The organism is Dactylosporangium cerinum, from assembly GCF_042653625.1.
Lineage (GTDB): Bacteria > Actinomycetota > Actinomycetes > Mycobacteriales > Micromonosporaceae > Dactylosporangium > Dactylosporangium cerinum.
This window is the reverse complement of the sequence record NZ_JBHSIU010000086.1, coordinates 63,419-78,927: the sequence shown is the minus strand read 5'-3', so window position 1 is coordinate 78,927 and position 15,509 is coordinate 63,419. Positions and strand designations below refer to the sequence as shown.

General features: G+C 67.2%; 14 protein-coding genes and 3 tRNA genes. All 17 read right to left on the bottom strand.

The window, feature by feature from the left end:
- A complete protein-coding gene (locus tag ACFPIJ_RS49300) occupies nt 1–336 on the bottom strand; it encodes a hypothetical protein (protein ID WP_363530842.1) in 336 nt (111 codons plus the stop codon).
- 112 nt (nt 337–448) lie between these two features.
- Nucleotides 449–4,336, bottom strand: coding sequence for a DNA-directed RNA polymerase subunit beta' (locus ACFPIJ_RS49295; RefSeq protein ID WP_380126430.1), 3,888 nt, complete (start codon nt 4,334–4,336; stop codon nt 449–451).
- A gap of 79 nt (nt 4,337–4,415) precedes the next feature.
- Nucleotides 4,416–7,841, bottom strand: coding sequence for a DNA-directed RNA polymerase subunit beta (gene rpoB / locus ACFPIJ_RS49290; RefSeq protein ID WP_380126429.1), 3,426 nt, complete (start codon nt 7,839–7,841; stop codon nt 4,416–4,418).
- A gap of 526 nt (nt 7,842–8,367) precedes the next feature.
- Nucleotides 8,368–8,748, bottom strand: a complete 381-nt coding sequence (gene rplL / locus ACFPIJ_RS49285; protein ID WP_203845070.1) for a 50S ribosomal protein L7/L12 — start codon at nt 8,746–8,748, stop codon at nt 8,368–8,370.
- 39 nt (nt 8,749–8,787) lie between these two features.
- On the bottom strand, nt 8,788–9,348 hold the full coding sequence (gene rplJ / locus ACFPIJ_RS49280) for a 50S ribosomal protein L10 (protein WP_380126428.1): 561 nt from the start codon (nt 9,346–9,348) through the stop codon (nt 8,788–8,790).
- A 235-nt stretch (nt 9,349–9,583) separates the two neighbouring features.
- The gene (locus ACFPIJ_RS49275) at nt 9,584–10,270 is read right to left on the bottom strand and encodes a hypothetical protein (RefSeq protein WP_380126427.1); all 687 of its coding nucleotides are present in this window, start codon (nt 10,268–10,270) and stop codon (nt 9,584–9,586) included.
- Entirely contained in the window at nt 10,267–10,986 is a 720-nt protein-coding gene (locus ACFPIJ_RS49270; RefSeq protein ID WP_380126426.1) for an ATP-binding cassette domain-containing protein, read from the bottom strand. Before ACFPIJ_RS49270 ends, ACFPIJ_RS49275 begins: the two co-directional genes overlap by 4 nt.
- A gap of 60 nt (nt 10,987–11,046) precedes the next feature.
- Nucleotides 11,047–11,772: a 50S ribosomal protein L1 gene (rplA, locus tag ACFPIJ_RS49265; RefSeq protein ID WP_380126425.1), complete on the bottom strand. Its 726-nt coding sequence runs from the start codon at nt 11,770–11,772 to the stop codon at nt 11,047–11,049.
- Nucleotides 11,773–11,861: 89 nt separating this feature from the next.
- Nucleotides 11,862–12,293, bottom strand: a complete 432-nt coding sequence (gene rplK, locus ACFPIJ_RS49260) for a 50S ribosomal protein L11 (protein ID WP_203845065.1) — start codon at nt 12,291–12,293, stop codon at nt 11,862–11,864.
- Between the two features lie 132 nt (nt 12,294–12,425).
- Complete coding sequence (nusG, locus tag ACFPIJ_RS49255) at nt 12,426–13,139, bottom strand: transcription termination/antitermination protein NusG (RefSeq protein WP_033357759.1); 714 nt, start codon at nt 13,137–13,139, stop codon at nt 12,426–12,428.
- A gap of 53 nt (nt 13,140–13,192) precedes the next feature.
- Nucleotides 13,193–13,660, bottom strand: a complete 468-nt coding sequence (secE, locus tag ACFPIJ_RS49250) for a preprotein translocase subunit SecE (protein ID WP_380126424.1) — start codon at nt 13,658–13,660, stop codon at nt 13,193–13,195.
- A gap of 175 nt (nt 13,661–13,835) precedes the next feature.
- Nucleotides 13,836–13,908, bottom strand: a tRNA-Trp gene (locus tag ACFPIJ_RS49245).
- A 122-nt stretch (nt 13,909–14,030) separates the two neighbouring features.
- Nucleotides 14,031–14,429, bottom strand: coding sequence for a MaoC family dehydratase (locus ACFPIJ_RS49240; protein WP_203845062.1), 399 nt, complete (start codon nt 14,427–14,429; stop codon nt 14,031–14,033).
- A gap of 1 nt (nt 14,430) precedes the next feature.
- Nucleotides 14,431–14,877, bottom strand: coding sequence for an FAS1-like dehydratase domain-containing protein (locus tag ACFPIJ_RS49235; protein WP_203845061.1), 447 nt, complete (start codon nt 14,875–14,877; stop codon nt 14,431–14,433).
- A gap of 73 nt (nt 14,878–14,950) precedes the next feature.
- The gene (gene rpmG / locus ACFPIJ_RS49230; protein WP_033357682.1) at nt 14,951–15,118 is read right to left on the bottom strand and encodes a 50S ribosomal protein L33; all 168 of its coding nucleotides are present in this window, start codon (nt 15,116–15,118) and stop codon (nt 14,951–14,953) included.
- 99 nt (nt 15,119–15,217) lie between these two features.
- Nucleotides 15,218–15,290: transfer RNA gene (locus tag ACFPIJ_RS49225), tRNA-Met, on the bottom strand.
- A gap of 34 nt (nt 15,291–15,324) precedes the next feature.
- Nucleotides 15,325–15,397, bottom strand: a tRNA-Thr gene (locus ACFPIJ_RS49220).
- Between the last annotated feature and the right edge of the window lie 112 nt (nt 15,398–15,509).

Sequence of the window (15,509 nt, the reverse complement as noted above, 5' to 3'; positions counted from 1 at the left end):
TCAGTTCACCAACGGGTCGAAGTCGGTGCCGCGACCACGGGCATAGGCGAGCAGGCCCAGGATCGCCAGCACGACGAGCGTGGCGATCGACAGGACGATGCCGGTCCACGCGAGCCGCACGCCGTTGCGGAGCCTCCTGGCGCCCAGCAGGAAGCCTTCCGCGGCCACCAGCTCACGGTGGGACTCCCGGGCCATCAGCAGCGCCAGGGTCGCCGGGATCGCCCCACCCAGGAACGGCCCGGTCACCACCGACAGCAGGCCGAGCCCGAACACGGCCGATGCCTTGCTGGCGCGGACCGGGTCGGGATCGAGCGGGTGGCGGGTCGAGGAGGTCACCACACGACCATATCCGGTGCGGGGCTCTCAGCGGCGGCTGGTGCGCCCGTCGTCCGGGCACGCCAGAGGGCGGGAACCCGGTGGGTCCCCGCCCTCTGTGCGGTCATGCGGTTTAGCGGAAGGAGCCCAGGTCGAAGTCGTCCAGGGGGACCGCCTGCCCGCTGGCCGGGCCGAAGCCGTAGTCGGCCTCCGGGTAGCCGGTCATCGAGTAGACCTTCGCCTTCGCCTCCTCGGTGGGCTCGACCCGGATGCTGCGGTACTTGCTGATGCCAGTACCCGCCGGGATGAGCTTGCCGATGATGACGTTCTCCTTCAGACCGATCAGCGAGTCGCTGCGCGCGTGGATCGCCGCGTCGGTCAGCACCCGGGTCGTCTCCTGGAACGAGGCCGCGGACAGCCACGACTCCGTCGCCAGGGACGCCTTGGTGATGCCCATCAGCACGGGACGGCCGGCCGCCGGCTCGCCGCCCTCGGCGACGACACGGCGGTTCTCCGCCTCGAACAGCGCACGGTCGACCAGCACGCCGGGCAGGAACTCGGTCGAGCCGGAGTCGATGACCGTGACCCGCTTGAGCATCTGCCGGATGATGATCTCGATGTGCTTGTCGTGGATGAGCACGCCCTGCGAGCGGTACACCTCCTGGACCTCGGAGGTCAGGTGGACCTGAACCGCCCGGGGGCCCATGATGCGCAGCAGCTCGTGCGGGTCGATGGTGCCCTCGGTGAGCTTCTCGCCGACCTCGACGTGCTCGCCGTCCTGGTAGCGCAGCTTGACGCGGCGGCTGAGCTTGTCGTGGACGATCTCCTCGCTGCCGTCGTCCGGCACGATGATGATCTTCCGCATCCGCTCGCCGTCCTCGATGCGCACGCGACCGGGGGTGTCGGCGATGGGCGCCTTACCCTTCGGCACGCGGGCCTCGAAGATCTCCTGCACACGGGGCAGACCCTGGGTGATGTCCTCACCCGCGACGCCACCGGTGTGGAAGGTACGCATCGTCAGCTGCGTGCCCGGCTCACCGATCGACTGGGCGGCGATGATGCCGACCGCCTCGCCGACGTCGACGGTCTTGCCCGTGGGCAGCGACCGGCCGTAGCAGGCGCCACAGACGCCCAGCTTCGACTCGCAGGTGAGCACGCTGCGGACCCGGACGATCTCGGTCCCGGCGGCGACCAGCAGGTCGACCGTGATCGAGTTGATGTCCGTGCCGCGCTCGGCGACGATCTTGCCGTCCTTGTCGCGGACGTCGTCGGCGAGGGTACGGGCGTGCACGCCCGTCTCCGCGTGCTGGTGGATGCGCATCACGCCGTCGTGCAGCTCGCCGACCGTCATCGGGATGGCGCGGTCGGTGCCGCAGTCCTCCTCGCGGATGATGACGTCCTGCGACACGTCGACCAGACGACGGGTCAGGTAACCCGAGTCGGCGGTCCGCAGCGCGGTGTCGGCCAGACCCTTCCGGGCACCGTGCGTGGAGATGAAGTACTCCAGCACGGACAGACCCTCCCGGTAGCTGGCCTTGATCGGCCGCGGGATGATCTCGCCCTTCGGGTTGGCCACCAGGCCACGGATCGCGGCGATCTGGCGGAGCTGGAGCAGGTTACCGCGGGCGCCCGAGTTGATCATCTTCCACAGCGGGTTCTCCTGCGGCAGCGCGCTTTCCATCTCCTTGGCAACCTCACCGGTCGCCTTGGTCCAGATCTCGATGAGCTCGCCGCGGCGCTCCTCGGCCGTCATGAGACCGCGCTGGTACTGCTTGTCGATCCGCTCGGCCTCCTTCTCGTAGCGCTCGAGGATCTCGCGCTTGCGAGGCGGCTGGATGACGTCCTCCATGCCGATGGTGACGCCGGACCAGGTGGCCCAGTGGAAGCCGGCCAGCTTGAGCGCGTCCAGGGTCGCCGCGAGGGAGACCTTCGGGAAGCGCTCGGCCAGGTCGTTGACGATCGCCGACAGCTGACCCTTGCGGATCTCGTAGTTGACGAAGCGGTAGCCCACCGGGAGGGTCTCGTTGAACAGGACCCGGCCCAGCGTGGTCTCGACCGTGACGGTGTCGCCGGACTGCCAGCCCTCCGGGGCCTCCCACTGCGGACCCGCGGCACCGTTGTCGACGCCGATGATGTCCTTGAGCCGGATCTTCACCAGGGCCTGCAGGTGCAGCTCGCCGTTGTCGAACGCCATCCGGGCCTCAGCGTCGGAGCTGAAGGTGCGCCCCTCGCCGAGCAGGCCCTTCTGGATGTGCGTCAGGTGATACAGGCCGATGACCATGTCCTGGGTGGGCATGGTGACCGGCTTGCCGTCGGCCGGCTTGAGGATGTTGTTGCTGGACAGCATGAGGATGCGGGCCTCGGCCTGCGCCTCCGCGGACAGCGGCACGTGCACGGCCATCTGGTCGCCGTCGAAGTCGGCGTTGAAGGCGGTGCAGACGAGCGGGTGGATCTGGATCGCCTTGCCCTCGACCAGCTGCGGTTCGAAGGCCTGGATGCCCAGGCGGTGCAGGGTCGGCGCGCGGTTGAGCAGCACGGGGTGCTCCGCGATGACCTCCTCCAGCACGTCCCACACGACCGGACGCTGACGCTCGACCATGCGCTTGGCCGACTTGATGTTCTGCGCGTGGTTGAGGTCCACCAGGCGCTTCATCACGAACGGCTTGAACAGCTCCAGCGCCATCTGCTTCGGCAGGCCGCACTGGTGCAGCTTGAGCTGCGGGCCGACGACGATGACCGAACGGCCGGAGTAGTCGACGCGCTTGCCGAGCAGGTTCTGCCGGAAGCGGCCCTGCTTGCCCTTGAGCATGTCGGACAGCGACTTCAGCGGCCGGTTGCCCGGGCCGGTGACCGGACGACCACGGCGGCCGTTGTCGAACAGCGCGTCGACGGCCTCCTGCAGCATCCGCTTCTCGTTGTTGACGATGATCTCCGGGGCACCCAGGTCGATCAGGCGCTTGAGCCGGTTGTTGCGGTTGATCACGCGCCGGTACAGGTCGTTGAGGTCGCTGGTGGCGAACCGGCCACCGTCGAGCTGCACCATCGGACGCAGGTCCGGCGGGATGACCGGGACGCAGTCCAGGACCATGCCCAGCGGCGAGTTGGCGGTGTTGAGGAACGCCGCGACGACCTTGAGACGCTTGAGCGCCCGAATCTTGCGCTGGCCCTTGCCGCTGCGGATGGTCTCGCGCAGTGACTCGGCCTCGTCGTCCAGGTCCAGGTTCTCCAGCAGCGCCTTGATCGCCTCGGCACCCATGGCGCCGGTGAAGTACTCACCGAACCGGTCGCGCAGCTCGCGGTAGAGCAGCTCGTCGGTGATGAGGTTCTTGCGGTCCAGCTTGCGGAACGTGTCCATGACCTCGTCGAGACGGTCGATCTCACGCTGCGCGCGGTCCCGCATCTGACGCATCTCGCGCTCGCCGGACTCCTTGACCTTGCGGCGCACGTCGGCCTTCGCGCCCTCGGCCTCAAGCTCGGCGAGGTCCTGCTCCAGCTTCGCGGCGCGCTTCTCGATCTCCGAGTCGCGGGCGTTCTCCGCCTGCCGCTTCTCCGCCGAGACCTCGTTCTCAAGGGTGGCGAGGTCGCGGTGGCGGGCCTCCTTGTCGACGCTGGTGATCACGTACGACGCGAAGTAGATGATCTTCTCAAGGTCCTTGGGCGCCAGGTCGAGCAGGTAGCCGAGCCGGCTGGGCACACCCTTGAAGTACCAGATGTGCGTGACCGGAGCGGCGAGCTCGATGTGACCCATGCGCTCACGGCGGACCTTGGCCCGGGTCACCTCGACGCCGCAGCGCTCACAGATGATGCCCTTGAACCGGACCCGCTTGTACTTGCCGCAGTAGCACTCCCAGTCCCGGGTCGGACCGAAGATCTTCTCGCAGAAGAGCCCGTCCTTCTCCGGCTTCAAGGTGCGGTAGTTGATCGTCTCGGGCTTCTTGACCTCGCCGTGCGACCACTGGCGGATGTCGTCAGCAGTGGCCAGACCGATGCGCAGTTCGTCGAAGTAGTTGACGTCGAGCACTTCGTCTATGTCCTCACGATTCAGTTGCTCGGGTAATTGCTGGGTCGTGGGCGGGCGCCTGACGGCGCCCGCCACGAAATCAAACTTCCTCGACGCTGCTCGGCTCACGCCGGGAGAGGTCGATGCCGAGTTCCTCGGCGGCGCGGAACACCTCGTCGTCCGTCTCGCGCATCTCCAGGGCCACACCGTCGCTGGAGAGCACCTCGACGTTCAGGCACAGCGACTGCAGCTCCTTGAGCAGCACCTTGAAGGACTCCGGGATGCCCGGCTCCGGGATGTTCTCGCCCTTGACGATCGCCTCGTAGACCTTGACGCGTCCGAGGACGTCGTCGGACTTGATCGTCAGCAGCTCCTGCAGCGCGTAAGCCGCGCCGTAGGCCTGCATCGCCCAGCACTCCATCTCACCGAAGCGCTGACCACCGAACTGCGCCTTACCACCCAGCGGCTGCTGCGTGATCATCGAGTACGGACCGGTGGAGCGGGCGTGGATCTTGTCGTCGACCAGGTGGTTGAGCTTGAGGATGTAGATGTAGCCGACCGCGATCGGGTCCGGCAGCGGCTCACCGGAGCGGCCGTCGAACAGCCGCGCCTTGCCGCTGGCACCGATGAGCTGGTTGCCGTCCCGGTTGGGCAGCGTGCTGCTCATCAGACCCGCGATCTCCTCCTCCTTGGCGCCGTCGAAGACCGGGGTCGCCACGTTGGTGTCCGGCTCGGACTCCCCCGCGTTGATGGACTTCAGCGCCCTCTTCCACTCGGTGTCGTCACCGTCGATCTTCCAGCCGGTCTTGGCCACCCACCCCAGGTGGGTCTCCAGGACCTGGCCGATGTTCATCCGGCTCGGCACGCCGAGCGGGTTGAGCACGATGTCGACCGGGGTGCCGTCCTCGAGGAACGGCATGTCCTCGACCGGGAGGATCTTCGAGATGACACCCTTGTTGCCGTGGCGGCCGGCGAGCTTGTCGCCGTCCTGGATCTTCCGCTTCTGGGCCACGTAGACGCGCACCAGCTCGTTGACACCGGGGGAAAGCTCGTCGCCGTCCTCCCGGCTGAACGTGCGCACGCCGATGACCGTGCCGGTCTCGCCGTGCGGCACCTTGAGGCTGGTGTCGCGCACCTCGCGGGCCTTCTCACCGAAGATCGCGCGGAGCAGACGCTCCTCCGGGGTCAGCTCGGTCTCACCCTTGGGGGTGACCTTGCCGACCAGGATGTCGCCGGTCACGACCTCGGCGCCGATCCGGATGATCCCCCGCTCGTCGAGGTCGGCGAGCATCTCCTCGCTGACGTTCGGGATGTCGCGGGTGATCTCCTCCGGCCCCAGCTTGGTGTCGCGCGCGTCGACCTCGTGCTCCTCGATGTGGATCGAGGTGAGGACGTCGTTCTGCACCAGCTTCTGGGACAGGATGATGGCGTCTTCGTAGTTGTGACCCTCCCAGGGCATGAAGGCCACGAGCAGGTTTCGCCCGAGCGCCATCTCGCCCTCGTCGGTGCACGGGCCGTCGGCGATGACCTGCCCCTGCTCGACCCGGTCGCCCTCGAAGATCACCGGCTTCTGGTTGACACAGGAGCCGGAGTTGGAGCGGCGGAACTTGTGCAGCAGGTAGGTTCGACGGTGGCCGTCGTCCTGGTGGATCGTGATGTAGTCGGCGCACATGTCCTCGACCACGCCGGCGACCTCGGCCACGACCACGTCACCGGCGTCGACGGCGGCACGGTATTCCATGCCGGTGCCGACGAGCGGAGCCTCGGCCTTGACCAGCGGCACCGCCTGGCGCTGCATGTTGGCGCCCATGAGTGCACGGTTGGCGTCGTCGTGCTCGAGGAACGGGATCATCGCGGTGGCGACCGAGGTCATCTGCCGCGGCGACACGTCCATGTAGTCGACCTGGTCCGCGGGGACGTTGTCGACCTCACCGCCCTTGCGTCGGACGAGGATGCGGTCCTCGGCGAAGTTGCCGTCGCTCTTGAGCGGAGCGTTGGCCTGCGCCTTGACGTAGCGGTCCTCTTCGTCCGCGGTCAGGTAGTCGATCTGGTCGGTGACCCGGCCGTCGACGACCTTGCGGTAGGGCGTCTCGACGAAGCCGAACGGGTTGACCCGCGCGAACGTCGACAGCGCGCCGATGAGACCGATGTTGGGACCCTCAGGGGTCTCGATCGGGCACATGCGGCCGTAGTGCGACGGGTGAACGTCGCGGACCTCGAAGCCGGCCCGCTCACGCGACAGACCACCCGGGCCGAGCGCGCTCAGCCGGCGCCGGTGGGTAAGACCCGCCAGAGGGTTGGTCTGGTCCATGAACTGGGACAGCTGCGACGTGCCGAAGAACTCCTTGATCGCCGCCACGACGGGACGGATGTTGATCAGGGTCTGCGGCGTGATCGCCTCGACGTCCTGGGTGGTCATCCGCTCGCGGACGACGCGCTCCATCCGGGACAGGCCCACGCGGACCTGGTTCTGGATGAGCTCGCCGACCGTGCGCAGGCGCCGGTTGCCGAAGTGGTCGATGTCGTCGGCCTCGTAGCCCTCTTCGCCCGTGTGCAGGCGGCAGAGATACTCGACCGTGGCGACGACGTCCTCTTCGGTCAGCACACCCTGGTTGATCGGGAGGTCCAACTCGAGCTTCTTGTTGAACTTGTATCGACCGACCTTGGCGACGTCGTATCGCTTCGGGTTGAAGAAGAGGTTGTCGAGCAGGGTCTGCGCATTCTCACGCGTCGGCGGCTCGCCGGGGCGGAGCTTGCGGTAGATGTCGAGCAGCGCCTCGTCCTGGCCGGCGATGTGGTCCTTCTCGAGCGTCGTCATCATGAGCTCGGACCAGCCGAACTTCTCACGGATGCGCTCGGCGGACCAACCGATGGCCTTGAGCAGGACGGAGACCGCCTGCCGGCGCTTGCGGTCGATGCGGACACCGACGGTGTCGCGCTTGTCGATGTCGAACTCCAGCCAGGCACCCCGACTCGGGATGACCTTCACGCTGGTGAGGTCGCGATCGGAGGTCTTGTCCGGCTGCTTGTCGAAATACACGCCCGGCGACCGGACGAGCTGGCTCACCACGACGCGCTCGGTGCCGTTGATGATGAACGTGCCCTTGGGCGTCATCATCGGGAAGTCACCCATGAACACCGTCTGGCTCTTGATCTCGCCAGTGGTGTGGTTGGTGAACTCCGCCGTCACGAACAGCGGCGCGCAGTAGGTGAGGTCCTTCTCCTTGCACTCCTCCATGGGAGCCTTGACCTCGTCGAAGCGGGGCGCGGAGAACGACAGGGACATCGTGCCGGAGAAGTCCTCAATGGGACTGATTTCATCGAGGATCTCCGCGAGCCCGGAACGGGCGTGCGGATCACCGGCCGAGCGGCTCTGCCACTTCTCGTTGCCAACCAACCAGTCGAACGAGTCGGTTTGGATGGCAAGGAGGTTGGGAACCTCAAGGTGTTCGGTGATCCTGCCGAAGGAGACCCGGCGGGGAGCGTATGCGCTCGAACTGGTCTTCGCAGGGCGGGAAGCTGCCAAGATGCGTCCTTCCGAGGACCGGTGGTGCAGACAGGCCGTTTCGCGTGCAGCCTGACAACCCCCGATGCAAAGTGCCCACGAAGAGGCACTCCACGCCAGAGGTGAAGTCAGAAGACAGCGCAAACTAGCAGTGTAGCCGAAAGGCTAACCGCTGTCGAGCGGCCCCGTGCACGATGTTTCAACGATCTTTTTGGAAGATCGCTGTTCCACCGGCCGAGCCGCTCGCGTCGGTCGTGGCCTGGGGCTCACCGGGCGATGTGCGCTGAACCAGACCCAAGAAGGATCGGGGCACATCTGTCGGGCCACCGGCCGCCGCGTCCGCGGAAAGGCAGTGCCTGATTAGCGTGCCTGCCCGCTGGTCATCGCGTCAAGGGTTCCCACGCGCGTCGGGCAACCGTGACGGATATCTCGCACTCTGATCACAAGGTGTTGTGGTGCCCACCCCTAGATCTTGGGTCCTTACATCTGGCACGACGAAGGGCGGCTGCCGGACACCCGGCGGCCGCCCCTCGCTTCGGAGCAAAAGTTACTTAAGGGTAACCTTGGCGCCCTCGGCCTCGAGCTTGGCCTTGGCCTTGTCCGCGGTCTCCTTGTTGGCCTTCTCGATGACGGCCTTCGGCGCGGCCTCGACGAGGTCCTTCGCCTCCTTCAGGCCCAGGCCGGTGAGCTCACGCACGACCTTGATGACCTGGATCTTCTTGCCGCCGTCACCCTCAAGGACGACGTCGAACTCCGACTGCTCTTCCTTCTCCTCCACCGCGGGACCGGCGGCGGGGCCGGCGGCCGCGACGGCGACGGCAGCGGTGACGTCGAAGGTGGTCTCGAACTCCTTCACGAACTCGGAGAGCTCGATCAGGGTCATCTCCTTGAACGCGTCCAGGAGTTCCGTGGTGCTCAGCTTCGCCATGTTGGCGTTCCTTTCGAAAAGTGATGTGGAGCGCGGGCCTTATTCGGCCGCGCTGCCGGACTCCTGCGCGCTGCCGGATTCCTGCTTGTCGGCGAGGGCCTGGACGGTGCGGACGGCCTTCGACAGCGGCGCCTGGAACAGCGCGGCCGCCTTGCTGAGGCTGCCCTTCATCGCGCCGGCCAGCTTGGCCAGCAGGACCTCACGGGACTCCAGGTCGGCCAGGCGACGGACCTCGTCCGCGCTGATGGCCTTGCCCTCGAAAACGCCGCCCTTGATGACGAGCAGCGGGTGTGCCTTCGCGAACTCGCGGAGGCTCTTCGCCGCCTCGACAGGGTCGCCGGAGACGAAAGCGAGCGCGGTAGGACCGGAGAACAAATCGTCGAGCCCGCTGATGCCCGCGTCCGTCGCGGCACGCTTCGCGAGCGTGTTCTTCGCGACGGCGTACGTGGTCTCGCGGCCCAGGTTGCGGCGCAGGGTCTTGAGCTGCGCCACGGTCAGGCCGCGGTACTCGGTCAGCACGGTGGCCGTCGAGCCCCGGAAGTTCTCGGTGAGCTCCGCGACCGCGGTGGCCTTGTCATCTCGAACCGGCTTGTCCGCCATGTCCCTCCTCTCTCTTGCTACGGTGCTGGCCACGCTCTCGGGCCTGCCCGCTGCAACGAAAAACGCCCCGGCGCAGGGGCGCACGGGGCGGAGCGACATCAGTCGGCAGCGCTTGTCCGGCCCTGCGCGGGTCGCCTGCGTTGTCGCAGAGCCTTCGACATCCGCTCACGCGGATATGACCAGCGGTCTTCGGGTTTCGATTGGAACTGTACTTGACGCGTCGTGTGTCACCAAATCACGGCCGGTCGCGGCGCAGGTGGGCGTACCCGGCGACGGCGGCCACGGCCCAGAGGACGCCCCAGGCGGTGGTGACGAGCACGTGCGCCAGGTCCGTGCCGCCGACCGTGTCGCGGGCCGCGGTCATCAGCGGCGGGGCCAACCACGGCACCGGGAAGCTCTTCAGGCCCAGCACGATCGCCATGACCACGCCACCGACGAGGATCGCCAGGCCACGGGCCGCCTGACCGGACACCGCCCGGCTGGCGAGCGCGCCGAGGCCGACCGCGGGCAGGAGCAGCAGCAGGTGCGCCCAGACGCCCAGCGCGACACCCTCGGTCAGCGGCGGGTCCTCGGGACCGGGCGTGGTCACGCCGCCCACCAGCCACGGCAGGATCAGCGCGACCAGGATCACGGGCAGGCCGGCGAGCAGCGCCGCGACGAGCCCGGCGGCGGTCTCGCGGGTCGCGCCGACGGCGACCCGGCCGAGCCGGCGCTGCACGTCCGGCTCCACGTCCAGCAGGATCTTGGTCTGCCAGGCCAGGACCGCGAACAGGATCGCGGCGGACACCCCGTAGGCCTCGCCGGCCTGGGCCTGTCCCCCGCCGTACAGGATCGACAGCACGACGAGAGCGGCCAGCAACGGCGCGGCGGCCCGGCCTGTCTGCAGGAACCCCGCGAGCCGCATCCTGACCAGTGCTGTCACCGCTCCTCCCTGATGCCGAGGACGTCGAACCCGTCGGCGCGCAGCCTCGCCACCGCGCGGTCGGCGTGCCCGGCCGCGACCGCGAGCTCGATGATGCTCCGCCTCGCCATGGGGCGCTCCCCCTCGGTGACCCGGCCGTCGCGGACGTGCCAGCGGCGGGCCGCCGGCAGCCTCGACACCTCGCCCAGGTGATCGCTGATCAGGACCCGCCCGCCGCGACCCACGACGTCCGCGACGATGGCCGGCACCTGCTTGCGGGTGGCGGCGTCGAGCCCTTCCCACGGCTCGTCGAGGACGAGCAGTCCGGGCGGGCTCAGCAGTGCCTGCACGAGGCCGACCTTCTGGGCGGAGCCCTTGGAGAGGCAGCTGAGGCGCACGTCCAGGAATCCGGCGAAATCGAGGCGGTCGGCCCATTCGTCGATGGCGTCCCAGTCGGCGCCCCGGACGGCGGCCATGTGGGTGAGGTAGGCCCGGGCGGTGAACGGCTGGTCGGCTGGGAACCGCTCGGGGACCCAGCCCACGACGTCCGGACGGCCCGTCACGATGCCTCTGCCGGGCCGGAGCACGCCGGCGGCGAGCTGCAGCAGGGTCGACTTGCCCGAGCCGTTGGGGCCGAGCACGACGGCGGTCTCACCGGGCCCGAGCTCGAGGTCCACGTCGTGCAACGTCCACGCCGCCTTGCGGGCGTACCGGAACCAGACCTCGCGCAGGTGCACGTCCCCGAACATAGACGACGGCGGGTCCCCACCGGGGACCCGCCGTCGTGGTGCTGCTGCTTACGCCTCCGCGTTCGCGTCGTCCTCGAGGAGGTTGCGCGTGCGGTTCGGGTCGACCGGGATGCCGGGGCCCATGGTGGTGGTGATGAAGATCTTCTTCAGGTACTTGCCCTTGGCCGCGCTCGGCTTGGCCCGGTTGACCTCGTCGAGGACCGCCGCGTAGTTCTCCACCAGCTGCTGCTCGGAGAAGCTCGCCTTGCCGATGATCAGGTGCAGGTTGGAGTGCTTGTCCACCCGGTAGGTGATCTTGCCGCCCTTGATCTCGTTGACCGCCTTGGTGACGTCCATCGTGACCGTGCCCGTCTTCGGGTTCGGCATCAGGCCGCGCGGGCCCAGGATCCGCGCGATCCGGCCGATCTTGGCCATCTGGTCGGGGGTCGCGATCGCCGCGTCGAAGTCCAGCCAGCCTTCCTGGATCCGGGCGACGAGCTCGTCCGTGCCCACCGCGTCGGCGCCGGCAGCCTCGGCCTCGGCGGCCTTCGCGCCCTGCGCGAAGACGATGACGCGGGCGGTCTTACCGGTGCCGTGCGGCAGGTTGACCGTGCCACGGACCATCTGGTCGGCCTTGCGGGGGTCGACACCCAGCCGCATGGCCACCTCGACGGTGGGGTCGAACTTCACGGTGGTGGTCTGCTTGGCCAGCTTCACCGCGGCGATGGGGCTGTACAACGCGTTGCGGTCGACAAGGTCCGAGACCTTGCGGTAGTTCTTGCCGTGCTGCGACATGTCGCTTTACTCCTGTGGTGATCGTGCGGGCGTTTGGCTACGCCCTCCCACGTGTTTTGAGTTCTTGATTGGTGTTGCGAGCGGCTTGGTCAGTCCTTGACGACGATGCCCATGGAACGGGCGGTGCCGGCGATGATCTTCTCGGCCTGCTCGATGTCGTTGGCGTTCAGGTCCGACATCTTCTTCTCGGCGACCTCACGCAGCTGGGCCTTGGTGATCGAGCCCACCTTGTCCTTCTGCGGAACGCCGGAGCCCTTCGGCACGCCGGCGGCCTTGAGCAGCAGACGGGCGGCGGGCGGGGTCTTGAGGATGAACGTGAACGTCCGGTCCTCGTAGACGCTGATCTGCGCGGGGATGATGTCGCCGCGCTGGGACTCCGTCTGGGCGTTGTACGCCTTGACGAACTCCATGATGTTCACACCGTGCTGACCGAGCGCGGGGCCGACCGGCGGCGCCGGAGTGGCCTGGCCGCCCGGCAACTGAAGCGTGAAGGTCTTGACGAGCTTCTTCTTCGGAGGCATGGCTGCTTTCGTCTTCCTGGGCTGGAATGATTCGTGCTTACCGGACATGTCGATGCCCGGGGCCGGCGATTGCCGCTGCGCACGACTGAGCGCCCGGCACTTGGCCGGACGCTCAAGCGTACCGCAGACGAATTAGATCTTCGTGACCTGGTTGAAGTTGAGCTCCACCGGGGTCTCCCGGCCGAAGATCGAAACCAGGACCTTGAGCTTCTGCTGATCGGCGTTGATCTCGCTGATCGTGGCCTGCAGCGAGGCGAAGGCGCCGTCGGTGACGGTGACCGAGTCGCCGACCTCGAAGTCGAGGACCTTGACCTCGGGCTTGCCGGCCTTCTTGCCCTCCTGCTGCACCACTGGGGCGAGCCACTTGAGGACCTCGTCGAGCGACAGCGGCGCCGGGCGGTCCGCCCGGTCCGTCGCGCCGACGAAACCGGTGACACCTGGCGTGTTGCGCACGCACGAGTAGGACTCCGCCGTCAGCTCCATCCGGACGAGGATGTAGCCGGGGAAGACCTTGTTCTGCACCTGGGTGCGCTTGCCGTTCTTGATCTCGACCTCTTCACGGGTCGGGACCTCGACCTGGTAGATGAACTCTTCCATGTCGAGACTCGTGATGCGGGTCTCGAGATTCGTCTTGACCTTGTTCTCGTAACCGGCGTAGGAGTGCACCACGTACCAGTCACCGGGCGCGAAGCGCAGTGCGGCACGCAGCTCGGCGACGGGGTCCTCGGCGTCGGTCGCCGCCGCCGCCGGCTCGGGGGCCGTGCTCGGCGTGGCGGCCGTCATCACCGTCGACGTTTCCTCGTGCTGCTCGTCGTCGGTCCCGGCGGTCTCGTCGAATTCCTGCACGCTGCTCACTTCCGTCTGTCAACTCTTCGCGTCTGCGGCCGGTCCGATGCGGACTACTCCGTCTTGTTACCGAAGGCCCAGAGGACGCCCTTGGCGAACAGGTAGTCGAGGCCACCCACGATCGTCAGCATCACGATCACGAACACGACGACAACGACCGTGTAAGTGGTCAGCTCCTTGCGGGTCGGCCAGATCACCTTACGCAGTTCGGCGACAACCTCGCGGACGAAGTTGATGAGCCGCGCGAAGATGTTGTTCGAGCTGCCCTCTTTGACCTTGGTCTTCTTCTTGTCCGACTCTTTGACGTCCTTGGACTTCGACTTCGCGTCCTTGGACTTCGTCAGGACCGGCTTGCCGTCGTCGTCCACGTCCTCATCGGCGTCCACGTCATCGTCGAGGTCGTCGTCGAGCTCATCGAGCTCGTCAGCGAACTCTTCCTCGATGGCCGCGTCCTCGGCGGTGAGCTCCTCGTCACGGCGATCGTCGGCGGGGTTGGTCCCGCGTCGCCTGCGTTCGGCCACTTTCGCCCTCTTCCGTGATCTCGCGAGTGCTCGGTCCGATGAGTGGCCCGCGGATCCGCCCAACCAGGCCACCGGCGAAGAGCCGGCGGCACTCGGCGGGACCAACCCGTGACCGCTGGAGGTTGCGACCCGATCGGCGGATCGGGCACCCCAGACCCAGGTCAGGCCTTCGGCGCAGGGGTGACAGGACTTGAACCTGCAACCTGCGGTTTTGGAGACCGCTGCTCTGCCAATTGAGCCACACCCCTTCGTGGTGATCGCGCCTCCCGGACCCCTGTTCAAGGGCACCGAGAGGTTGCTCACCCCACGGGCGACCAGTGTACGGGTTCGGGTGGGATATCCCAACCACCCCCCTCCACTGCGCCGCCTCCTATGCCCTGACCAGGGCTTTCGCGGCGCCGAGAATCTTGTCCCCGTTACACGTGGCGGTGATGTCGACCTGAGTAACACCATCCTCACCTACCCGCTTCACGACCCCGCTCACCACGATCTCGGTGCCTTTGTCGTCGTCGGGGACCACCACCGGATTGGCGAAGCGGGTGGAGTACTCGACGATCGCCGCGGTGCCACCCACCCAACAGGCAACCGCCTGACCCGCCAGGGCCATCGTCAGCATCCCGTGCGCGATGACACCCGGCAGACCGACCGACGTCGCGACGCGGTCGCTCCAGTGGATCGGGTTGAAGTCGCCGGAGGCCCCTGCATACCGCACCAGATCGGCGCGGGTCACCTGGAACGTCTGCGGCGGGAACACGGTGCCGACCTGCATCTCAGCCCTCCCCACGGACCACGAGCCGGGTCCAGATCGTCACGACGAGCTCACCCTCGACGGTCGACACCTCGTGCCGCGTCGTCAGGAACGCGTGCCCGGCCCGGCTGCTGATCTCCTCCACGGCCATCACGGTGACCAGGTGGTCGCCGGCGACGATCGGCCGCACGTAGCGGAACGTCTGCCCGCCGTGCACCACCCGGCTGTAGTCCAGCCCGAACGTCTGGTCCTCGACCAGCTGCTGCCCGGCGTTCTGACTCAGGATGATCGCGAACGTCGGCGGGGCGATCACGTCCTTGTAGCCCTTGGCGCGCGCCTCAGCGAGATCCCGGTGCACGGGATCGCTGGCGCTGACGGCGTCGGCGAACTCCCGGATCTTCTCCCGGCCGACCTCATAGGGCGGGGTCGGCGGATACACCCGACCCATGAACGACTGATCCAACGGCATGCTGTGCAACTTACCGTTTCAACGACGAAGCCCCGGCTGCTGGGCCGGGGCTTCGTGTGAGGCTGTGGTGTGATTACCGCGTCTCGCGGTGCACGGTGTGCTTGCCGTCCCGGGGGCAGAACTTCTTCAGCTCGATGCGGTCCGGGTCGTTGCGGCGGTTCTTCTTCGTGATGTAGTTACGCTCTTTACACTCCGTGCACGCCAGCGTGATCTTCGGACGAACGTCGGTCGCCTTGGCCATGGCGAAGTGCCTTCCTTCAGAGCGGGGTTCAGGTCCAGCGAACGAGCATAGCGGCTCACACTGGCAGTCGCCGAATCGGCGATCTCTGTGGTGCTTCTGTAGCGGTGGCCGGACTTGAACCGGCGACACAGCGATTATGAGCCGCTTGCTCTACCATCTGAGCTACACCGCCGCGGCGGACTCGATGACTCAAGCCCGGTCTCTCGAGCCCCCTTACGGAATCGAACCGTAGACCTTCTCCTTACCATGGAGACGCTCTGCCGACTGAGCTAAGGGGGCGCATCAAGTGCGATCCCGCACATGCGCTCGCTAAGCGTACACGGCCCTCGCCGTGGCACGAAATCGACTTCCCCGAAGTGGTGTCCGCCCAGCTCATGAGCCCGTTCCGGGC